Genomic DNA, 22,321 nt, shown 5'->3' with positions numbered 1-22,321 from the left:
AAACTGGCTGTTTGCTATCAGAGTAAGGAATCTGTAATGACCAAGTCGGAACTGATTGAAAAACTGATAAATAAGCAGCCAGAGCTGCAACCTAAAGACGTTGAGCGTGGCGTTCGAGAGATTCTCGAAGTCATGGTTCACTCTTTAGCTGCTGGAGACCGGATCGAAATTCGAGGTTTTGGTAGTTTTTCACTACACTTTAGGAAACCACGAGTCGGCCGTAACCCGAAAACCGGCGAGCAGGTTGAGTTGGGAGGCAAATATGTCCCTCATTTCAAACCTGGGAAAGCGTTGCGTGAGCGGGTTAACGAAGCAGCAAACGGGTAACGCTTTGCAGAAGCCGAACTTTTAAAAAAAGGCATGCTATAATGGCATGCCTTTTTATTTTTCTGCGTCAGGCAAGGGAAAACTTATGGTACGTCTGATACTTAGCCTCATTCCGATTATAATTCTGCTGTTATTGTCGTTTATGCTCGGTAAGCATAATGCGACGCCGGTCACAGTCGATTGGCTGTTCGTTACTCAACAAACTTCGCTTGCGATGGTACTGGCCATGGTGCTGGTGATTGGTTTCGCGCTTGGGTTGCTGACGAATTTATTTGGCTACATCCGTTTAAAATGGCAAATCAAACGGTTAAAAAGATTGCTGATTAAGGAAATCAAAGCAAATACTAATAAGGATTCCTAGTTTTTTATGCTTGAGTTGCTGTTCCTCTTATTACCAATTGCGGCAGCCTATGGTTGGTTCATGGGCCGCAATAGCGTTCGCGTTGAACAGCGCAAAGAACAAGAAGAATTCTCCAAGAATTATGTGACGGGCATAAACCTGTTGCTATCTGAGCAAAGTGACAAAGCCGTCGATTTGTTTATCGATATGCTCGACATTGATAGTGAAACCATCGAAACCCATTGGACGCTCGGGAAATTGTTCCGGCGCCGCGGCGAAGTAGAGCGGGCAATTCGCATCCATCAGAATTTAATTTCGCGGCCTGCACTTTCGGAGCAAGAGCGTCAGCATGCCATGTATGAACTGGGTCAAGATTATTTGTCCGCGGGTTTATATGATCGTGCTGAACAGATGTTCTCTGAGTTACAAGAGCATTCAAATTACCAAAATGAAAGCTTAATGAGCTTGCTTGCACTTTATGAAGCCACCCATGAATGGGATAAAGCGATTCGCGTTGCCCTAAAATTGCGTCGCAAAGATAAACAAATCGAAGCAACGATTGCGCAATTCTATTGTGAGTTAGCCGACTTACAAGACGATCCAGCACTCACTCTAAAACATTATCAAAAAGCGCTGAAACATGATGATATGTGTGTCAGAGCACGGTTGGCCTTAGCCCGCTGGTGGCTCGGACACAGTAAAGCACAACGTGCTATCGACTACTTGTTACCGGTTACTGAGAAGTCTCCTGACTTTATTCCAGAAGTGCTGCCATTACTGCAAGAAGCGTATAGCCAAGCCGATGACGAACAAGGCTTTACTGCTGTACTCCACGACATTGTTTTAAGTCACCCGTGCGCAACCGCAGTCGTCATGTTGGCGGACATTATTGCCAAAAGGAATGACTTAGCAGCAGCCGAACAGTTTATGTTGGCGGCGTTACAGAAGAACCCAACGATGAAAGCTTTCCATAAACTGATTCGTTTCCATGTTGTTTCTGCTGACGAAGGGCGTGCGCGCGATAGTTTAAAATTATTGGGCGATATGGTGAGTGAACAATTGAAACAACGTTCGCGATATCGTTGTCGCCATTGTGGTTTTTCAGGACAGACTTTGTATTGGCATTGTCCAAGTTGTAAAACTTGGGGTTCGATTAAACCTACTCGTGGATTAGATGGAGAATAGATGAATAAGCGTATTGTTGTTGCTCTCGATTTTGCTCAGCCAAATGAAGCTCTAAAGTTTATTGATACCTTGGACCCACAACAGTGTCGTGTCAAAGTCGGCAAAGAGCTTTTTACCGCTGGTGGTCCAGACTTAATCGCCGCAATTCACGCTCGTAATTTTGAAGTATTCCTCGATTTAAAATTCCACGATATTCCGAATACAGTGGCGAAAGCAGTCGCTGCGGCAGCCGAACTTGGGGTTTGGATGGTGAATGTGCACGCTAGCGGCGGCGAAGCGATGCTGAAAGCTGCACGTGCAGCGATAGAGCCGTACGGTGAGAAAGCACCGCTGTTAATTGCGGTGACAGTGCTCACCAGCATGAGTGCCGAGGAATTAAAACAACTCGGTGTCCAGCGGCCATTACAAGAGCATGTTCTTGCCTTGGCCAAGTTGTCGGCTCAATGCGGTCTCGATGGTGTGGTCTGTTCGGCACAAGAGGCTGAGTTAATTAAAACTGAAGTAGGGCGCGACTTTATTCTCGTCACCCCCGGAATTCGCCCCGCGGGCAGTGCGACGCACGACCAACAACGCATCATGACACCACAGCAAGCGGTAGCTGCTGGTGTCGATTACCTCGTCATGGGCCGACCAATTCGCGAAAGCAAAAATCCAGTCGCCACTCTTTCAGCCATAGCTGACGAAATCAGCAGCCTTGCGCACTAGCATTTCTTCACTGACTCATCGATACTGAATTCGCTGTCAGGACGACAGTGAATTCATAAGAGGGAATATGTGATGAAAACTAAACTATCTAAATGGCGTCAAACTCGAACCGCACAGCTTGTGTTATCCGCGTTATTGATGACTTCAGTAACAGCGGCTCACGCTTCAATGCTAGTAGACGAGCAAAACGCACCGCAAGGTTATGCTTCTTATCTTCAATCGATGGAAGGCCAGCAATCTATTCTGAGCGAAACAACGCCAGGCGAGGTGAATGGCGAAACGAAAGTCGTCAAAATCAACATCAATACAGCGAGTGCGGTTGAACTCGCAGCTGCGTTGCGCGGGGTGGGCAAAGCGCGTGCCGAAGCTATTGTTGCGTTACGCGAAGAGCTCGGTGGCTTTAGCGATGTGGAGCAATTGCTCATGGTGCGTGGCCTCGGCATGAAAGTCATCAACGACAACCGCGAGAAGATGGAACTTTAACGTCGGTTATCGTTAGCGGCTGGTGTTTGCTGCTTAGGAGTTTCAATTCCGCTAAGAAACGTGCAAAAAAATAGCCAGGCATTTGCCTGGCTATTCATTTTCTAACTTATGTGTTTCGTTAGTTTTAGCTAACTTGACACCGAGCTGCTTCAGCTTGAACGCGATTTTGCGCTGCAGTCACACCTGAATAGCGACCAGTATGATTAACCACAATACGGCTGTCATTTGCAAGGGCGTTTAGTGCCGAACCTTCAGAGCTCGCAACTGCGCTAGCTTTCGTCATTGGCGCTTGGGCTGTCGCTTTCCGAACGGTTATTTTCGATCGGCTTGGCGGCACAGTTTTAGCTGGCTTCGCTGTTGCCTCTTCGGTCTGGGCGACTGCTGCTTCAGCGTTATCATTAACTTCAGCCGTCGCTTCCTCTGCAGCGTCGGCTTCTAATGGAGCTTCTGCTGCCTGTTCCGTTGCTTCGTCAGTTTTGGCATCAGCTTTAGCTTTCACTTCTGTGTCTGCTTTCACGTCCGCTGCTGCAGCTGGAACTTCGGCTTGCGTTGCAGTTTCACTCGCGGCTTGAGAGGCGGTTTCAACTTCTTCCTTAGCTGCTTGTTCAGGCTCAACCTGTTCAGGTGAACCCTGTACAGCAGAGGCGTTTGCAGGCTCATCTGCAGCTACTTCAAGCGGCTTACCAGTTTGTTCGCTCGCAGACTCGTCTGTTGCTTGCTCGGTTGCTGCCGTTTCTGCTTGTTCAGCAGCAGATACTTCAGCATTCTCCTGCGAAGATGCCCCTGCAACTGCGTCGTCTTTGTCTACAGGTGCAGCTTTCTCGCTTTTCACAGCTTCTTTACTTTCATCTTCAGCGACCGAATCGTCAGTTTGACTGTCGGTTGCAGTTGCGTTGGTTTCGTTTGCAGAGGTTGCAGTTGCTGCGGCTTGGTCAGCAACGTCTGCGTTATCAGCAACTTCTGTTTTCGCTTTATTTGGCTTCCGACGCGAACGACGGCGCGGCGCTTTGCCATTCGTTTCGTTTGCTTCTGCAGCTGTCTCAGTTGTTTCAGCGCTGACGCTTGCCTCTGCGTCTTGCTGCTCTGGAGTTTGCTGAGAACTTACTTGCTGCACAGCTTCTTCGTCAGTTCGAGCTTGAGCATCTTGTTTCGCTCGTTCTTCCGCAGTTGCTTCTGCTGATTGTTGCTGAGCTGCTTCTTTATCTTGAACCGGCGTTGCAGCTTTTGCAGCAGCACCAGTGGTGCGCACGCTACCTTCAAGTTGACGGCGCTCACGACGCTGTTTCAGCATTTTCAGTTCGTTGTCGTCATGCTGACTCTGAGCCTGATTCTGCTCTTGTGGTGCTTGCGTTGTGGAATCTTTCTTATTGCCACCAGCAGACTTCCGACGACGGTTACGACGACGGTTCTCAGAACCTTTAGCTGTCTTGTCCTGCTGCTCAGTGCCAGCACTCGCTGGAGCTTTAGAGGTGTTTACCTCTTCAGCGCTAACGTCTTGCTTATCTCGGTTATTGGTATTGTCATTGCGGTCGTTATTACGGCCACCATTGCGGCCACGACCTTGATTATTGTTGCGGCGACGATTGTTATTGCGACGCTGATCGCTACGCTGACCACCACGTTGGTTACGATCACCTGACTTCGACTGGTTTGCTTTCTGATCTTTTTCTTGGCTATCGTCGTCACTCGTGAAAATACCTTTTAACCAAGCTGCAAAGCGACCGAATAAACCGATTTCAGATGCTTTATCGGCACTCTTGACGACAGCTGGCTGCGGTGTTGGTGCCGGCGGTACTGGTGCAACGAGTGTTTTAAGTGCCGGTTCGTCGGCTGCTTTTTCACGTGGCGCTGAGAATTCAATTTCTTTAATCTCAGCTGCTTGTAATAGTTTATAGCTTTGAACGTCAGTGATTTCGTCTTTGCGAATACGGGCAACGTCAAAATGTGGCGTTTCCAAATGCTGATTTGGAATGACCAAGATATTCACTTTATTACGCTCTTCGATGACACGTAATGCCGAGCGCTTTTCGTTTAACAAATAGGTTGCAACGGTAACTGGTACCTGTGCATTGACTTGCGCCGTGTTGTCTTTAAGCGCTTCTTCTTCAATTAGACGCAGTACCGACAGGGCTAACGATTCGTCGCCACGAATTGTGCCTTGACCATCACAGCGCGGACAAACCTGGTTTGACGATTCGCCAAGGGAAGGGCGCAAGCGTTGACGGCTCATCTCTAATAAACCGAAGCGAGAAATACGAGCGGTTTGCACGCGCGCACGATCTTGCTTCAGTGCGTCGCGTAAACGATTTTCAACTTCGCGTTGGTGTTTTGGTGGCGTCATGTCAATAAAGTCAATGACAATCAGGCCACCGACGTCACGTAACCGCAATTGACGAGCGATTTCGTCGGCTGCTTCTAAGTTGGTTTGCAGGGCAGTTTCTTCAATGTCACCGCCTTTCGTTGCCTTCGCCGAGTTGATATCAATGGAGGTTAATGCTTCGGTTGGATCAATAACGATGGAACCACCTGAAGGCAACCGGACTTCACGTTGAAACGCAGACTCGATTTGGCTTTCAATTTGATAATGACTGAATAGCGGGATTTCGCCTTGATAGAGCTTAACCCGGTTCATAAAGTCAGGACGAACGATTTTGATGTGCTCACGTGCTTGGTCGTAAATCGTCGCGTCATCAATGAGAATTTCACCGATATCGCGGCGTAAATAATCCCGGATTGCACGGAAAATAACATTCGACTCTTGGTGCACTAAAAATGGTGCGGGACGTGTTGCTGAAGCTTGCTCGATCGCTTGCCAATGGTGAAGCAGAACATTTAAGTCCCAAGCAAGTTCTTCCGCAGATTTACCCACTCCCGCAGTACGCACGATTAAACCCATACCATCAGGTACTTCAAGCGTTGACAGGGCGTCTTTCAGCTCTGAACGTTCGTCACCTTCAATACGCCGTGAAATACCACCTGCGCGCGGATTGTTTGGCATTAATACTAAGTAGCTACCGGCCAAAGAAATGAAGGTTGTAAGTGCTGCGCCTTTTTGTCCACGCTCTTCTTTATCGACTTGGACAATCACTTCCTGACCTTCAGAAATGACGTCTTTAATGTTTGGGCGACCTTTAAAACTATAACCGTCAGGGAAGTAGGTACGGGCAATTTCTTTGAGAGGTAAGAAGCCATGGCGTTCAGCGCCATAATCGACAAAAGCGGCTTCGAGGCTTGGCTCTACGCGGGTGATTTTACCTTTGTAGATGTTGGATTTTTTTTGTTCGTGACCTGGGCTTTCAATATCTAAATCGTATAGGCGTTGGCCGTCGACCAACGCGACACGCAACTCTTCTTGCTGCGTGGCATTAATTAGCATTCTTTTCATATTGTGTGACTCATACTTTTTAAAGGGTACGAAATCACAACACTGTACCGCCGGAGACGGTTCTGTTCCGTTGCTAAAGGACTTACCGGCACCGTATATGTTTTGCTGGTGCGCGCTTTTTGGGTAAGCGGTCTCTATGCTATTTGTATGACTTCTGTTTATCTTTAACGCGGCCAGAATCTGAACCGCGAGGTTACCCGTATCTGCGCCAGGTTGCTGGCTAATTAGGTCGTTTGAGAGGCCACTAAACGCACAAATTTCTGTGCTGCTGTACGTACGGATTTACGTATCAACAGGTGACCAAAAACGTCAAACAACTCTATATTTAGTTACGTGTAACAATAAATTTCTTAACTGCCGAAACAGGCGTTCACTGCGTATCAGTGTTGTGTTTTTCGAGAAAATTCATCGAGAAAAACTGTACAGATTAGAAAATCTGACAGCGTATTGTCGCATTAACACAGGCCGCTGACAAGCAACAAATATGCCGTGATAGCCGTTTGCTGGTCGATCTCTGTATATACTGCGCCAGGTTTTTCTCCGTGGTACAATTCCTCGGAATTTTTCTGTTGCCTGCGATAGGCAATTAAAGGAACGAAATAACGACATGACCAGCTCAAATTCCGCCGCTCCGGCAGAACAATCGACGAATCCGGGTGTACGTTGGCATACTGTTGATGCCGACGAAGCAGGCCAGCGTCTAGATAACTTCTTACTTGCGCAATTAAAAGGTGTGCCGAAGAGCATGATCTATCGGATTGTTCGCAAGGGTGAAGTGCGCGTCAATAAAAAGCGCTGTAAACCGGATCAAAAGCTGGTTGCTGGTGATGAAATACGTATTCCTCCAGTCCGTACAGCACCGAAACAAGAGTTACCGAACCCAAAACTAGATAAAATTGCTAGTCTGGAACAGTGCATTCTCTTCGAAGATGACGTCATGTTGGTGGTGAACAAGCCAGCGGGTTTAGCCGTGCATGGTGGCTCAGGTTTAAGTTTCGGCCTGATTGAGGGGCTTCGTGCGCTGCGACCACAGGCTAAGTTTCTTGAGCTTGTGCATCGCCTTGACCGCGATACATCGGGCGTATTAATGGTCGCTAAAAAACGTTCAGCACTGCGGTCCTTGCACGAGCAACTACGCGACAAGCAAATGGAAAAAAATTACGTTGCACTGGTTTATGGTAGTTGGCCAGGGAAAATAAAAGCCGTCGATTCGCCACTACTAAAGAACACCTTACAATCGGGTGAGCGGGTTGTACGTGTTAACGACAGCGGAAAAGCGTCGTTAACTCGGTTTAAAGTACGAGAGCGTTTTCCGCAGAGCGCAATCAGCGCCACATTAGTTGAAGCGTCGCCGATTACCGGCCGTACCCATCAAATTCGTGTGCACACGCAATGCGTTGGTCATCCAATCGCCGGGGACACCAAATATGGTATTCGTGGGTTTGATGAACAATTGCAAGTGGTAGGGTTGCACCGCTTATTTTTGCATGCCGAAAGTTTAACCATCCAACATCCGAAAAGTGGCGAACCCATGCGCTTTTTTGCTCCCCTCGATGATCAGCTGCAAGCAGTGATTGAGCGGTTACGCAAAGGCGTATAAAAGTCGCCTTAGGGCGCTTTCAATTAATTAATAATTGTAATCACGCAATGAGAAAATATTAATGATAAAAAGCCTCAACGATACAAAACTAGTGGTATTTGACTGGGACGGCACCTTAATGGATTCTGTTCCGCGCATTGTATCTTGCATGCAAAAAATGGCGCAACAAACGGGCCTAGCAGTACCGAGTGAAAGCGCTGTGCGTGATATTATTGGCTTAAGTTTATGGGTTGCACTTGAGCGCTTATTTGATTGTTACGACAGTGACGAACAAGCAAAACTCATTGCCGTGTATCGCGACCTATATGTTCACAAAGACGTCACCCCCTCACCATTATTCCCAGGTGTTCGCGAGGTTCTCGCGGAACTTAAGGCTGAGAACTTTGTACTGGCCGTCGCGACGGGAAAAGCCCGAGCAGGGTTAGACCGAGCATGGCACGAAACCGATACCGCGAGTTTTTTCACAAGCTCACGCTGTGCCGATGAAGCGGCCAGTAAACCTGCGCCACAGATGCTTGAAGAAATTCTTCAGCAAACCGGCATTAATAAGGCGAATGCGATAATGGTGGGCGACTCCTGCTACGACTTACAAATGGCGCGCAATGCGGGTATGCCGGCAGCGGGCATTACTTGGGGCGTTCACGATGCGCCGCGATTATCGCAGGAACAGCCACACGGCATTATCGATCATATTGAGGAATTACCGCAGTTATTAAGGCAGTTGCAAACCGTGACCGCGTAACATCTCCGCTAGGCGAATGAGTGGCAGCCCGACGAGGCTATTGGGGTCATCGCCGCTGAGCCGGGCGAAGAGGGTGATACCAAAACCTTCACTTTTGAAGCTTCCAGCACAGTTAAACGGTTGCTCTTGGTCAACGTAGCGTTCAATTTCGGCGCGACTCAAATGACGAAACTCAACGTTAAATGGCTCGACGACTGCTTGGTATTCACCGGTTGCACTATTGAGTAAACACAGTCCGGTTAAAAAGGTAACCGTTTCGCCACTGCTTTTTTCGAGTTGCGCTATGGCGTTACTGCGTGTGTGTGGTTTACCTAACACGGTGTTGCGACAAACAGCGACTTGATCGGAGCCGATAATTAAATGGTGTGGATATTTCTGCCTTAGAGCTTGCGCTTTTTCTATCGCTAAGCGTTTCACTAGGTCAGTGGGTTGCTCATTAGGAAGGCGCAACTCGTCGATATTTGGTGAGTCTGTGACAAAAGAGATACCGAATTTAGTCAGGAGCTCACGTCGATAAATTGAACTGCTGGCTAATACTAAAGGTAGAACCTGCGACATAGTTAACTCCTAATGCAATACAGCGACGCCGTTAAACAAGCGCTTCACTGCGAAAATCTCGTACCACTATTTATTTTGCCAGACTCTTAACTGGAAGAGTATCGAACATCACTATCATTTCTTGGTTTTTCCTTAGGAAGGGAACAGACAGCTGCGAGATGTTATGTTAGAATGCCGCCTTTATAAGGGTGGAAATTGCTAGCTCGCTTTAAAAGTTGACTGTTTTTCAAGAAAACAGCGGCTTAGCACGCAATTTTCTTTGACTATCGGTTTATCAACTATTATCATTCGCGCGCTATGCAAAAGGTTCGTATACCGCTTTCGGTTGATCCGGTACGAAACTCAGGTAAGCGGCTGTCTTTTGACGGAGTTATTCCAGGACAGAACTTACCTCGTTTCAATGAAGTGCTGGCATCACCCTGTACCGATGTAGAGGTCACGCTAACATTCGATACAGATGAGCAAAAGATTCACTATTTTCGTGGTCAAGCGAAAGCTAACGTCGAGCTAGTTTGTCAACGCTGTGGCAGTGCCATGCCTTGGCAACTAGAGACAGAGTTTCAGTATGCGCCGGTAACTAAGCGGGTCACCGCAGAAGATATGCCGGAGCATTACGAAGCAGTCGAATTAAATGAACTAGGGGAGGTTTTACTTCATCCCTTAGTTGAAGACGAACTGCTCTTAGCATTGCCCATTGTGGCAAAGCATACTGAGCAGGACTGTACGATTAAGAGTGACGCAATGAGTTGGGGCGATTTGCCTGCTGATGCAGAAAAACCAAACCCATTTGCTGTGTTACAAAAGCTTAAGAAATAAACGATTCAGGAGACGAGTCAAATGGCTGTACAAAAAAACCGCAAAACCCGTTCTAAGCGTGGTATGCGTCGTTCACACGATGCGTTGAGTGGTGCTGCATTGTCTGTAGATCAGACTAGCGGTGAAACTCATCTGCGTCACCACGTAACCGCTGACGGTTACTACAAAGGTAAGAAAGTCATCGCTTAAGGCGTATGGCCAATCTAACCCTTGTTATCGATGCGATGGGCGGGGACCGTGGTCCCTCCATCGTTGTTGCAGCGCTCGCCCGAGCGCTGCAGTCGTTTCCAGATGTCAATTTTATTGTCACTGGCGATGAACCGCGTCTCAAAGCTCTCTTTGCGCGGGAAAGTAAAGTTAATAAAAACCTCGATTTAACTCGCCTCACTATTCATCATACTACCCAGATTGTTCATATGGACGATAAGCCTGGTGAGTGTTTGCGCAAGAAACAAGATTCTTCCATGCGCGTTGCTATTGATTACGTTGCCGAAGGCAAAGCGGATGCCTGCGTGAGTGCCGGCAATACTGGTGCGTTAATGGCTATGGCTTATCTTCATATCAAGACATTGCCAGGCGTTATTCGTCCTGCACTGGTCGCACCGATTCCAACCGCTGGTGGTTCGCAAGGGTTTCTTCTCGATTTGGGCGCAAATCCAGTTTGTGATGCTGAAACGTTGTTTCAATTTGGCGTCATGGGAACCGTACTTGCGAAAGAAATGGTCGGCGTCAGTGAGCCCAAGGTGGCGTTACTGAATATGGGCACAGAAGAAATCAAAGGTCCCGATGTGGTGAAACAAGCGGGATTATTGTTAGCGCAGTCGCCAAGCATAAATTATCGCGGGTTTATCGAAGGCTCTGACCTCTTTACTGGTAAAGCAGATGTTGTTGTTTGCGATGGCTTTACTGGCAATATCGCGCTAAAAAGCTGTGAGGGTATGGCCAAGCTGGTGTTTGACCACTTTCAAGCGAGTATGAAAGATCATTGGCTGAGCAAAGCATTAGCCTGGTTGTTGGTTAAACGTCAACGAAAGTCGTGGCAATGGCTGAACCCCGACCAGTATAACGGTGCAAGTCTGATAGGATTGCGCGGAGTTGTGGTAAAGAGCCATGGCAACGCGAGTGCCAACGCATTTTATAGCGCAATTACACACGCGATCAAAGAAGCACAAATTCAATTGCCTGAGCGCATTCAAGCTCAGGTTGAAGCTGTTCTCAGCGAACAAAGCTAACCTCCCGCCAGTTCGTGCCGGGAGAGTCGGTACGAGAGGGTGATTATGTCGGTTCGGCAATCTGCCAATACAACACCGCAATCTGTACAACAACTGTTTGCACGCATCAGTGGCACCGGACATTTTCTGCCGAGCCAAATTCTTACAAACGCAGAACTCGAACAGCGTGTCGATACGTCTGACAGCTGGATACGAGAGCGCACGGGCATTCAAAATCGTCACATTGCTGGGCCGGACGAGTCAGTGGTGACAATGGCGACTGCCGCTGCAAAAGAAGCCATTCAAGCTGCCGGCATTGCTGCCCAAGACCTTGATCTCATTGTGCTCGCGACAACATCAGCAGACCGAGCGTTCCCAAGTGCGGCTTGTGAAGTACAGCACGCATTAGGTATTACCGATACGCCAGCATTCGATGTGGCGGCTGCTTGCTCTGGTTTTATTTTTGCACTTTCAGTGGCAGAGAAATATATTGTCAGCGGCGCAGCGAAGCATGTGCTTGTGGTCGGTAGTGATACACTGTCGCGCATGTGTCGTCCTGACGACCGTAATACCATTGTGTTATTTGGTGACGGCGCAGGCGCTGCGGTCTTGTCCGCTGCCAATGAGCCGGGCATATTGTCGACGCACATTTACAGTGCGGGTGAATTTGCATCATTATTAGGTGCCGATCACCCGAGCCGAGATGATAGCGCACTGCAGCAGGAAGCATGGTTGTATATGCGTGGCCGCGAAGTTTTTAAAGTCGCAGTGGAAAAACTAGCGAGTTTGGTTGAAGATACCTTATCTCATCATCAAATGAGTGCGGCTGAACTAGACTGGTTAATTCCACATCAGGCAAATTTTCGAATTATTCAAGCGACAGCAAAAAAGTTAGGTTTACCGTTAGAACAAGTGGTGATGACGCTTGCAGAAACCGGCAATACATCGGCAGCGTCTGTACCGATTGCCTTAGACTGGGCCATTCGCGATGGTCGCATTCAGCGTGGGCAAACATTATTATTAGAAGCATTTGGTGGTGGTTTTGCATGGGGCTCGGCGCTCATTCGTTATTAATTTGCCGTTTGCCAACAGGCCGCCTACACCGTATCAGATAGAGAGAGAAGACGATGAGTCAACACGTTGCTTTTGTATTTCCCGGCCAAGGTTCGCAAGCTGTGGGTATGCTTGCTGACCTCGCAGAGCAATTTCCACAAGTTGAAGCAACCTTCGCAGAAGCTTCAGAAGTTTTGGGCTACGACTTATGGGATGTCGTCCAGTTCGACCCAGAAGGTCGTTTAAACTCGACCGAAGTGACCCAACCCGCGTTGTTAGCGGCAAGTGTCGCAATTTGGCGTTGTTTGGCTGACGGTCCGGCACCTGCCATCATGGCTGGCCACTCATTAGGTGAATATTCAGCATTGGTCTGTGCTGGAGCAATTGACTTCGCCGATGCCATTCAATTAGTTGAACTGCGTGGTAAAGCCATGCAAGAAGCGGTGCCAGCGGGTTTAGGCTCGATGGCTGCAGTGATTGGCCTCGATGACGACAAGGTAGCCGCTGCTTGCAAAGCCGTGGCGCAGGACGATATCGTCGCGCCAGTGAATTACAATTCGCCGGGGCAGGTTGTGATTGCCGGCGAGAAGAACGCCGTTGACCGAGCGGCTGCGGCTTGTAAAGAAGCGGGTGCGAAACGCGTGCTGCCATTACCTGTTAGTGTGCCATCGCATTGTGCGTTAATGTTACCCGCGGCTGAAGAGCTGGCCGCAGCACTTGGGCAAATCGAAGTGCGTTTGCCGCAAATTCCGGTCTTGCACAATGTCAATGTAGCTGAGGCAACCTCACCAGAGACCGTGCGTGAAGCGTTAATTGCTCAGCTTTATTCGCCAGTCCGATGGACCGAAACAGTGCTCGAAATGAAAGCTCGCGGCGTGACCCATTTATACGAAGTTGGACCGGGGAAAGTACTAACCGGTTTAGCGAAGCGGATTGACGGCGATTTGACTGCCATTGCGGTGAACGACGCCGAGTCAGTTCAAAGCATTCGTCAAGTCTAATCATTAAAAAGAGGAATTTACATGTCGAACTCATTTGCCGGACAGGTTGCGCTTGTCACAGGTGCGACGCGTGGCATCGGTAAAGCCATTGCTGAGGCGTTTGCAGCTGGCGGCGCCACCGTGATTGGTACCGCAACGAGTGAAAGTGGCGCTGCAGCCATTAGTGAATATCTGAATGGTAACGGCCGTGGTTGTGTCTTAAATGTCACGGCTGAGGGTGCCATAGACGCGCTGGTTAGCGATTTGCAGAAAGAATTTGGCAAGATCGATATTCTGGTTAACAACGCTGGGATTACCCGTGACAATCTGTTGATGCGGATGAAAGATGACGAATGGAATAGCGTCATTGATACCAACCTGACCGCGGTTTATAAGATGTGCAAAGCGGTCATGCGTGGTATGATGAAAAATCGTTACGGCCGTATCGTCAATATTGGCTCAGTGGTCGGCACGACAGGTAACCCAGGGCAGGCTAACTACTGCGCTGCAAAAGCAGGATTAATTGGGTTTACCAAAGCGTTAGCGAAAGAAATTGCATCGCGTGGCGTCACAGTCAATGCCGTGGCACCTGGTTTTATCGATACCGATATGACTAAGGCATTAACTGATGAGCAGCGTGAACGAATTTTTGAAACAATTCCGGCTGCGCGTCTTGGTAAGCCAGAAGAAATCGCCGCCGCTGTGAGCTTTTTAGCTTCGGAGCAAGCGGGATACATCACCGGTGAAACGATTCACGTCAACGGTGGCATGAGTATGGTGTAAGCATTTTTGCCGAAAATAGCAGCAAGACGAGGTAAGACCTCCACAAAATCTGTAATTTTTGCTTTAATCGTGTCGACTGATTGACTACACTACACGCAAATTTAATAAAGATACCTTGAATTGAGGGTTAAACATGAGCACTATCGAAGAACGCGTAAAGAAAATCATCATTGAACAATTAGGTGTTAAAGAAGAAGAAGTAAAACCAGAAGCTTCTTTTGAAAATGATCTGGGTGCAGATTCATTAGACACCGTCGAGCTAGTTATGGCTCTGGAAGAAGAATTCGAAACTGAAATTCCTGACGAAGAAGCGGAAAAAATCCGTACCGTTCAGGCAGCAATCGATTACATCAACAAGCATTCAGCGTAATCGTTTCTGAACACGACTTGTTTCTAGAAAGGCGGAATGAAAATTCCGCCTTTTTTATTACCTGCTTGATCGTCGACAGTTGCCTAACTCAGCTGTTGCAGCGAGCTCTTCGGGGTTGCACGACGGTGGAATTCAGGCACAATAAAAAGTTCTGTTCTCGGTAACAATTGGTAATTATCTATCTATGACTGCGAAGGCACATTTAGTTCAGACATTGGTTGACGGCAAAAGCACTCAGTGTTTGCCGCTCACCGATCGCAGTTGGCAATATGGCGACGGCTGTTTTACCACAGTGGCCGTGGCTGGCGGCGAGCTAGTCGCGTGGGATCGGCATTGGCAACGACTGTTGTTATGTCAGCAGAAGCTCGGCTTAGCCGTAGTGACCGAAGAGCGCATATTGGCAGACTGGTCGTTATTGAAAGCGGAGTTTCAGGCAGCAGAATTACACCACGCTGTGCTCAAAATTGTGCTGACTCGTGGCGACGGTGGTAGAGGATATCAAGTACCTGATGCGCCGGTTACCCGCCGGGTTTTGAGTTTAAGTGGCTACCCTGAACACTATCAGCAATGGCGTGAGAATGGTGTTTTATTAGGGCAAGCACAACTGCAATTAGCGCGGCAACCAGCGCTTGCTGGCTTAAAAACGCTCAATCGTTTGGAACAAGTGCTGTTGAAGCAAGAGTTAAAGCAACAGGGGGAGCAATCCCAACTTGTGGATGATTTAGTCGTTACTGACACCGCTGGATATGTCATTGAAACTACGGTCGCAAATTTATTTTGGCGCTGCGGCAACACTTGGTTTACGCCGGACTTAAGTGCCGCAGGTATTGCTGGGGTCGCACGGGAACAAGTCTTAGCATTGAATCCCCATGTTCAGGTTGGTCACTACCGCATGAGCGATCTCGCTCACGCAGATGAAATAGTATTGTCGAACTCTTTGCTTGGTATCGTGCCCGTTAAACGATTTGCTGACCGAGACTTACCAGGCTTTCGCTGTTATCCGCAACAACTCGAATCGATATTGGAACCTGTATGAAGTTTTTTGTTCGCAGTGTGATTGCTCTTTTTTGCTTAGCTCTCGTAGCGCTCGCGGGTAGTTATGCTTACTTGCACTGGTGGTTCCATCATGGTGCGACACTGACCAACGTCACAAGCGACGTGCAACCTGTCTTGTTGGAAGTGCCTCGTGGCAGTCACTCTCGCCGAGTGGGCCAACAATTGTTCCAGGAAGGCTATGTCAGCGCACCGAAGCGCCTTGAATATGCCTTGCGTTTATTCCAAAGAAAGAGCGGTGTGAAAGCAGGGGTTTATGAACTTCGCGAACATGAGCCGTTAGCGGATTTTTGGCAACGACTGCAAGCGGGTGAGCAGTATCTATTTGCAATCACCTTCGTTGAGGGCACTCAGTTCACACAATGGCAGCAAATTCTAGCCAGTCATCCTTATATTCGATCCGGTATCGCAGCCCAAGAGCCTAGCGAGCTTATGGTTCAATTGGGTAGCGAATTTGAGCACCCTGAAGGGCTTCTGTTTCCGGATACGTATCGGTTTTATGCGTATACCACGGATTTGCAAATCTATCGCCAGGCTTACGGCCGCATGCAGCGTGTCGTCGAAGAGTTATGGCCGCAACGTGATCGTTCAGTCCCGGTTGAATCTTGGTATGAGGCGTTAGTATTGGCTTCTATTGTCGAAAAAGAAACCGGAGCAGCCGATGAACGAGAGCTTGTGGCATCAGTTTTTGTCAACCGTTTACACAAAGGTATGCGTTTGCAGTCCGATCCAACTATTATCTACGGGCTTGGTGATCGTTACCGAGGGGTGATCTATCGGTCTGACATTCAAGAACATACTCCGTATAATACCTACCGGATTGACCGACTACCGCCAACGCCGATTGCCATGCCAGGCCGCGCTGCGATTGCCGCAACTTTGATGCCAGCAGAGTCTGACTATTATTACTTTGTGAGTCGCAATGATGGCACGCATGTATTTTCACGTACGCTCGAAGAGCATAATCGAGCAGTATTCCGTTATCAGAGGAACCGATGAAAGGACAGTTTATTGTCATTGAGGGTTTAGAAGGCGCTGGCAAAAGTACTGCCGTAAATACGGTTAAAACTTGGGTTGAAGCGCACGGAAAAATTGCTCAATTAGTTCGCGAGCCTGGCGGTACACCGTTCGCTGAAGCGTTACGGGAGCTCGTAAAACGGGACTGGGATGAGTCGATTACAGCAGAAGCAGAACTCATGCTAATGTACGCAGCGCGGGTACAACTCGTTGAGAATGTGATCAAGCCAGCATTAGCGCGCGGTGAATGGGTTATTGGTGATCGCCATGACTTGTCGTCGCGCGCATATCAAGGTGGTGGCCGTGAGCTCGGTGACGCTGTTCTTCTGCAATTACGCCAGCTAACCATGAAAGATTTTCAGCCCGATCTCACGCTGTATTTAGATATCGACCCGGCATTAGGTTTACAACGAGCCCACAGTCGCGGTGAACTCGATCGGATTGAAAAGCAAACCCTCGACTTTTTCCAACGTACACGCCAGCGATACTTAGAAATTGCTGCAAGCGAACCGAACATTGTCGTAATCGATGCTAGTTGTGAACTTGAGCAGGTGCAAGTTCAGCTGCAAGCTGCATTAGCAGCAAGGTGGCCAGATAATGTCTGCGAATAACGACGCGCAACCAACAGCGACCAACATGCCTTGGTTACGGCCACTTTGGCAGCAATTGGTTAGCGGCTATCAACAGCAGCGCTTGCCGCACGCTTTGGCATTCTCCGACTCACCAGAAGTGGGTAGCGAAGTCTTGCGCGCGAAGCTCCAACAATTTTTGCTCTGTGACACACGTCTCCAGCGACAACAAGCCTGTGGTGAGTGTAAAAGCTGTAAACTCTATTTAGCGGGAAATCACCCGGATTTTATTGAAGTGGTCGCGGAAGAAGGTAAGCAACTTGGCATTGATGCAATTCGTCAGGCGATGACCCAGGTACAAAAAACAGCAGCGCAGGGCGGTAATAAGGTCATTACTGTCATGGCTATCGACCACATGACCGTACAAGCTGCGAATGCGTTGCTGAAAACGCTCGAAGAGCCACCAAACAATACCTATTTTTGTTTGTTTGCCAAGCAGTACAGTCAAGTGTTACCAACAATTCGGAGCCGTAGCACCTTCTACACACTGCCATTACCAAGTTATCAACAACGACGAGCTTGGCAGGCAGAGCACCAGCAAGATCAAGCGGGTATTCAAGTCAGCCTTGGGCAACTTTTGCGTGGTGAGTTTCCAAAGGAATCCGATGCGCCACAATTAGCGATTTGGTTTGAGCAGGTGTTAGTGGAACTGCAAATGCTCTATGTTGCATGTTTAAGTGATCAACTAAGTGCGGAACAAACCGCAATGCTGCCAAAAAGTTTGGCCCCAGCGCAGGCTGCGGACATTTTGGCTGCTGCGTATCGGCGCGGCATAGAAATTCGAGCTCTGGCAAAACAATCCGGGCTTAATTTAAGCTTACTATTGCAGGCCTGGTGCAGTGAACTACTTATGCAGGTCTACCGTAAGCGTGATGTATTAACGGGTTAACTTAGATTTAGGTATTATGTTTGTAGATTCTCATTGTCATTTAGACAAACTAAAAGTAACCGAGGAACTCGGTATCGAGCAAGTTCTTGCGGATGCCAAAGCGGCTCGCGTGGAGCACATGCTATGTATTGGTGTCGCACTTGACGACTTCGAACAGATGCAAGGTATTGTCGGTCAACATCGACACGTGAGTTTTTCTTGTGGTGTGCATCCATTGTATGTCGCCAAACACGGCTACGTCGGCGCTCAGTTAGCGGCCGTTTGTGCCCGCGAAGACGTCGTTGCTGTAGGTGAAACTGGGCTCGACTATTATTACGATAAAGATCATATCCAAGCTCAGCAAGATAGCTTTGCCCACCATATTGAAGTCGCGAACGCCGTGCAAAAACCCTTGATCATTCATACGCGTGATGCGCGCGAAGATACCATTGCGATGTTACGCGAAGGGCAGGCGCAGCATTGCCGCGGTGTCATGCATTGCTTTACCGAGAGCCTGGAAATGGCTGAACAAGCCTTAGACTTGGGTTTTTATATTTCAATTTCCGGCATTGTCACCTTTCGCAACGCAAAAGAGCTGCGACATGTCGTTGAAAATGTTCCCATTGAACGATTATTAATTGAAACCGATGCACCTTGGTTGGCGCCAATTCCGCACCGCGGAAAAGAAAACCATCCCGCGTACGTGCAGCATGTAGCCGAATGTGTTGCTCAGTTGAAGGGATTAGACGTTGCAGAAGTGGCTGAAATCACGCGAAATAACTTTTATGAACTGTTCAAATTGCAGCGTACAGCGCTGAACAATTAGTGCCATCGCAGTTGCAGAGACTTACATGAACTTGGCAAAACTGAGTCAAGAAAAAAGCTCGAAACTAAGGGGGGCGTTTCGAGCTTAGGGGAAGAGCCCAGCGAACTTGCCACTGGGCTTTGCGCAAAGATAAGGTTCGTCGAACTATCGAGTTTGGTTCATTGTCACGGCAGCGAGGGACGCTAGAGGCATGACACATGCTTTTCAGCTAGAAATACAAGAACTCCGAACCACTTGCACCCAAATTTCATTCATTAGGGATCAGTAATAATAGTCAACTTCTCGGAGTTGTCCAGAAAGTGTACAAAAATATTTTAAATGGCTGACTAACCATCAACTTTTTAAATGGTCAGCTCACCACGTAGGTTGTCGGCCAGCAGCTCACGTATCACCTGAGTGTCATCGTAAGTACTTAATAAATAATGAAGCTTGGTTAAAGCAGCTTCGATCGTCATATCATGACCGCTAATCACGCCGATATCTGCTAAAGCATTGCCGGTCGCGTAGCCGGTCATATTCACAGTCCCCTTGAAGCATTGAGTACAATTCACGACGATAATGCCTTGTTTAATTGCTGCTCGAATGGCTTCGATCAAAGCGCCGCTTTGCGGTGCATTACCAACACCATAACTTTGAATAATCAAGGCTTTGACCGGATGCTGAACGAGGCTATTGATAATTTCTGCACGCATACCAGGGTAAAGAGTAACGACGCCGATTTCTTGCGCCGTAATTGGTGATAAACGCAAAGGTTGATTGGAAATCTCTGAGATTTCACCGGCGATAAGCTCAATTTCAATCCCTGCTTCGAGCAAGGGAGGGTAATTCGGCGACTCAAACGCGTTAAATCCGTCGGCATCGGCTTTGGTCGCTCGATTACCGCGGAATAAACGATTGTTAAAGAAGAGGGCAACTTCGTGAATAGGATAGTGCGCAGCTAAATATAGCGCGTTCAAAAGGTTGGTTTGACCGTCTGAACGCAGAGCTGCTAACGGAATTTGTGAGCCGGTCACAATGACCGGCTTACCTAAGTTTTCGAACATGAAAGAAAGCGCTGATGCAGTATACGCCATGGTGTCAGTGCCATGAAGCACGACAAATCCATCGTAATCATGGTAATGCTGCTGAATGTCCTCGGCAATACGTTGCCAATCCGTTGGCGTCATATCGGAAGAATCCATTAATGGCGAGTATTCGCAGAGTGTGAATTCTGGCATTTCAGGCCGGTAGAATTCTGGCATTCCTTGAATACTTTCGGCGAGAAACCCTGGCGCTGGCACATAACCATGTGCCGAGCGCATCATGCCAATGGTTCCACCGGTATAGGCAATATAAATCCGCTTTCTCGGTTCTGACACTTATTGCACCTTACATTCTAAACAACGGCTATAAATATGCTGCGGGTCATTGAATTCGTTAATCGCTTCAATTTCGCGGCGTAATTGTAGCAGCTTTTGATCAACCAATGTCGGTGATTTTGGTGCAAATAGGCTTGGTGCAAACTTAACCCCAGAATCGAGAATTTGCGCAATAAATGCATCCCAGCCACTGAGTTCATAAGTTGGGAAAGTGACTTGATAGTCCTCGAGTTCAGCGCGTGCCGCCGCAGCAATGACGGCATCTTCAAGTTCGCCAAGTTGGTCGACTAGCCCCAATTCGAGGGCGCGAGTACCAGTCCAGACCCTACCTTGGGCAACTTCGTGAACTTCATCAACGGTCATGTCGCGGGCATTTGCGACTAACTCAAGGAACTCGAGGTAAATCCGGTCAACGCCACGCTGAATCACTTCTTGTGCAGCTTCGTTCAAATCCCGATCAATGCTGACATAAGGGAATTCAGTCGACGACACACCATCCGTGAACACACCAACTTCAGCTAACGTGTCTTGGACGGATAAGAACATACCGAAGACACCGATTGAACCGGTAATGGTCGCTGGGGTTGCGAAAATCTCATCGGCACCAGCAGCAATCCAATAACCACCCGATGCAGCAACCGAACTCATCGATGCAATAACTGGTTTACCGGCTTCGCGTAATTGTAATAGCTCTTGGCGAATTTGTTCGGAAGCAAACGCACTGCCGCCGGGGCTGTCAATCCGTAAGACGACCGCTTTAATGTCATCATTTAGACGGGCACGGCGTAATTCGGCCGCTAAACTTTCACCACCCACTGTACCGCGTGGCTGACGACCATCAAGGATGGTACCTGCGGCGAAAACCACATGAACTTGTGGACGGGTGTCTGGCCGTTTCACAATATTTTCATTTTGGATGACCTGATGGTAATCGCGCCAGCCGATGTGACGATAACTATTGGTATCGGAGTCTTTGCCACCCAAGGCAATGAGATTTTGGCGGATTTCTTCTGCATGCGCGAGCTCGTCAACCAAACCGGCGCGCAATGCCATTTGCGCTTGACTGTTTTCAGCAGCGGCAAATAACGCAAGATAATCATCCATGCGTCCAGACAGAAGTTCTGGCGCAATTTCACGATGGCGAGTGATACCCGCTAAGTAATTCTGCCATAGACTGTCGATAAATTCTTGATTTGCTTCACGCGCTTCTGGCGACATATCGCTACGGCTATAGGGTTCGACAGCGGACTTGAAGTCACCGACACGGAAAATGTAGGGCTTAACGTGTAGCTTGTCGAACAGCCCTTTAAAGTAGGTCTGATAAGAATGGTAGCCGTCAATCGCGACCGCACCCTGCGGATTCAAATAAATCGTGTCCGCTTGGCTCGCTAAGTAATACTGCGATTGGGTAAAGAGATTGCCATGAGCAATAATGGGCTTGCCTGCGGCGCGCACTAATTCGAGACGCTCGGCAACTAATTCTAGTTTACCAACGCCACCACCCCAAAATGACCGCAAATCGAGGACGACGCCCGCAATCCGGTCATCGTTGGCAGCGTGCTCAATCACAGCGAGAAAATCATGCAAACTTGTTTCGAGAATTGGCGTATTGCCCAATGCATCGGCAACGAAACGGTCACTTGGCGAGACGTAGCGAGGCTCTTCAACGAGCATCCCGCGTGGGTTTAAGACTAAGAGCCCTCCGTCTGGTACCGTCGGCTCTTTGTCGCCAGAAAATAATGCGACGGTAACGAAAATAACGATCACAAAGAAGAGGATGTTGAGAATGATACGTCGCACCGTATTGATAAAATTCCAAATCGGGCGCAGTAGGCGGCTTAAAAATTTCATGTTTATCAGTCCATGTCGTTGTTTTTGGTTTACTGATGTTAATTATGTCGACAGCAGTTCGGCAGAATCTGGATATAGTTTAACCATTTAATTCACTTCTGCGTAGCACTCTTTTGTAACAATTCTATTCCAATGCTAATGTAGCGTCGTTGTTCTACCTGAGTTTTCACTTTCGTTTTTA

Annotated in this window: 23 protein-coding genes; 19 read left to right on the top strand and 4 right to left on the bottom strand. The window is 48.3% G+C overall.

What is annotated here, in order from left to right; translation table 11 throughout:
* Positions 1-36 precede the first annotated feature (36 nt).
* The 5 genes from ihfB (at position 37) to CWE06_RS02405 (ending at position 3,040) form a co-directional block, all read left to right on the top strand.
* Positions 37-327, top strand: coding sequence for an integration host factor subunit beta (ihfB, locus tag CWE06_RS02425; RefSeq protein WP_126790819.1), 291 nt, complete (start codon positions 37-39; stop codon positions 325-327).
* 85 nt (positions 328-412) lie between these two features.
* A complete protein-coding gene (locus CWE06_RS02420) occupies positions 413-688 on the top strand; it encodes a LapA family protein (protein WP_157981113.1) in 276 nt (91 codons plus the stop codon).
* A 6-nt stretch (positions 689-694) separates the two neighbouring features.
* On the top strand, positions 695-1,852 hold the full coding sequence (gene lapB / locus CWE06_RS02415) for a lipopolysaccharide assembly protein LapB (RefSeq protein ID WP_126790815.1): 1,158 nt from the start codon (positions 695-697) through the stop codon (positions 1,850-1,852).
* On the top strand, positions 1,853-2,557 hold the full coding sequence (gene pyrF, locus CWE06_RS02410; RefSeq protein ID WP_126790813.1) for an orotidine-5'-phosphate decarboxylase: 705 nt from the start codon (positions 1,853-1,855) through the stop codon (positions 2,555-2,557). It abuts the gene before it with no gap.
* Between the two features lie 72 nt (positions 2,558-2,629).
* A complete protein-coding gene (locus tag CWE06_RS02405) occupies positions 2,630-3,040 on the top strand; it encodes a ComEA family DNA-binding protein (RefSeq protein ID WP_126790811.1) in 411 nt (136 codons plus the stop codon).
* Between the two features lie 124 nt (positions 3,041-3,164).
* Here CWE06_RS02405 and rne read toward each other — a convergent pair whose 3' ends face one another.
* Positions 3,165-6,425: a ribonuclease E gene (gene rne, locus CWE06_RS02400; protein ID WP_126790809.1), complete on the bottom strand. Its 3,261-nt coding sequence runs from the start codon at positions 6,423-6,425 to the stop codon at positions 3,165-3,167.
* Between the two features lie 607 nt (positions 6,426-7,032).
* Here rne and rluC point away from each other — a divergent pair.
* Entirely contained in the window at positions 7,033-8,025 is a 993-nt protein-coding gene (gene rluC, locus CWE06_RS02395) for a 23S rRNA pseudouridine(955/2504/2580) synthase RluC (protein WP_126790807.1), read from the top strand.
* Between the two features lie 61 nt (positions 8,026-8,086).
* Positions 8,087-8,767, top strand: coding sequence for an HAD family hydrolase (locus CWE06_RS02390; protein WP_126790805.1), 681 nt, complete (start codon positions 8,087-8,089; stop codon positions 8,765-8,767).
* On the opposite strand, the gene CWE06_RS02385 is transcribed toward CWE06_RS02390, so the two are convergent.
* Complete coding sequence (locus CWE06_RS02385; RefSeq protein ID WP_126790803.1) at positions 8,738-9,325, bottom strand: Maf family protein; 588 nt, start codon at positions 9,323-9,325, stop codon at positions 8,738-8,740. The two genes, CWE06_RS02390 and CWE06_RS02385, sit on opposite strands and share 30 nt — an antisense overlap.
* A gap of 297 nt (positions 9,326-9,622) precedes the next feature.
* On the opposite strand from CWE06_RS02385, the gene yceD reads away from it, so the two are divergent.
* The 12 genes from yceD (at position 9,623) to CWE06_RS02325 (ending at position 18,931) form a co-directional block, all read left to right on the top strand.
* Positions 9,623-10,141, top strand: a complete 519-nt coding sequence (gene yceD, locus CWE06_RS02380; protein ID WP_126790801.1) for a 23S rRNA accumulation protein YceD — start codon at positions 9,623-9,625, stop codon at positions 10,139-10,141.
* A 21-nt stretch (positions 10,142-10,162) separates the two neighbouring features.
* Complete coding sequence (gene rpmF, locus CWE06_RS02375; protein ID WP_126790799.1) at positions 10,163-10,330, top strand: 50S ribosomal protein L32; 168 nt, start codon at positions 10,163-10,165, stop codon at positions 10,328-10,330.
* A 5-nt stretch (positions 10,331-10,335) separates the two neighbouring features.
* Positions 10,336-11,373, top strand: coding sequence for a phosphate acyltransferase PlsX (gene plsX, locus CWE06_RS02370; RefSeq protein WP_126790797.1), 1,038 nt, complete (start codon positions 10,336-10,338; stop codon positions 11,371-11,373).
* A 93-nt stretch (positions 11,374-11,466) separates the two neighbouring features.
* A complete protein-coding gene (locus tag CWE06_RS02365; protein WP_126791509.1) occupies positions 11,467-12,426 on the top strand; it encodes a beta-ketoacyl-ACP synthase III in 960 nt (319 codons plus the stop codon).
* 53 nt (positions 12,427-12,479) lie between these two features.
* Complete coding sequence (gene fabD, locus CWE06_RS02360; protein ID WP_126790795.1) at positions 12,480-13,406, top strand: ACP S-malonyltransferase; 927 nt, start codon at positions 12,480-12,482, stop codon at positions 13,404-13,406.
* Positions 13,407-13,427: 21 nt separating this feature from the next.
* Positions 13,428-14,168, top strand: coding sequence for a 3-oxoacyl-ACP reductase FabG (fabG, locus tag CWE06_RS02355; RefSeq protein ID WP_126790793.1), 741 nt, complete (start codon positions 13,428-13,430; stop codon positions 14,166-14,168).
* Positions 14,169-14,301: 133 nt separating this feature from the next.
* On the top strand, positions 14,302-14,538 hold the full coding sequence (acpP, locus tag CWE06_RS02350; protein ID WP_126790791.1) for an acyl carrier protein: 237 nt from the start codon (positions 14,302-14,304) through the stop codon (positions 14,536-14,538).
* Between the two features lie 184 nt (positions 14,539-14,722).
* Entirely contained in the window at positions 14,723-15,574 is an 852-nt protein-coding gene (gene pabC / locus CWE06_RS02345; RefSeq protein ID WP_126790789.1) for an aminodeoxychorismate lyase, read from the top strand.
* Entirely contained in the window at positions 15,571-16,590 is a 1,020-nt protein-coding gene (mltG, locus tag CWE06_RS02340) for an endolytic transglycosylase MltG (RefSeq protein WP_126790787.1), read from the top strand. Before pabC ends, mltG begins: the two co-directional genes overlap by 4 nt.
* Positions 16,587-17,219 carry a dTMP kinase gene (gene tmk, locus CWE06_RS02335; RefSeq protein WP_126790785.1) on the top strand — a complete coding sequence of 211 codons (633 nt, stop codon included), beginning with the start codon at positions 16,587-16,589 and terminating at the stop codon, positions 17,217-17,219. The genes mltG and tmk overlap by 4 nt, the downstream gene beginning before the upstream one ends.
* Positions 17,206-18,126 carry a hypothetical protein gene (locus CWE06_RS02330; protein WP_126790783.1) on the top strand — a complete coding sequence of 307 codons (921 nt, stop codon included), beginning with the start codon at positions 17,206-17,208 and terminating at the stop codon, positions 18,124-18,126. Before tmk ends, CWE06_RS02330 begins: the two co-directional genes overlap by 14 nt.
* A gap of 16 nt (positions 18,127-18,142) precedes the next feature.
* A complete protein-coding gene (locus CWE06_RS02325) occupies positions 18,143-18,931 on the top strand; it encodes a TatD family hydrolase (protein ID WP_126790781.1) in 789 nt (262 codons plus the stop codon).
* A 341-nt stretch (positions 18,932-19,272) separates the two neighbouring features.
* On the opposite strand, the gene ansA is transcribed toward CWE06_RS02325, so the two are convergent.
* Positions 19,273-20,289 carry an asparaginase gene (gene ansA, locus CWE06_RS02320; protein ID WP_126790779.1) on the bottom strand — a complete coding sequence of 339 codons (1,017 nt, stop codon included), beginning with the start codon at positions 20,287-20,289 and terminating at the stop codon, positions 19,273-19,275.
* The gene (gene sppA / locus CWE06_RS02315) at positions 20,290-22,140 is read right to left on the bottom strand and encodes a signal peptide peptidase SppA (RefSeq protein WP_126790777.1); all 1,851 of its coding nucleotides are present in this window, start codon (positions 22,138-22,140) and stop codon (positions 20,290-20,292) included.
* Between the last annotated feature and the right edge of the window lie 181 nt (positions 22,141-22,321).

Source organism: Aliidiomarina haloalkalitolerans (assembly GCF_003987315.1).
In the GTDB taxonomy this organism is placed as follows: domain Bacteria; phylum Pseudomonadota; class Gammaproteobacteria; order Enterobacterales; family Alteromonadaceae; genus Aliidiomarina; species Aliidiomarina haloalkalitolerans.
Note: the sequence above shows the minus strand (reverse complement) of the source record. Positions and strands in the feature narration are given on the sequence as shown.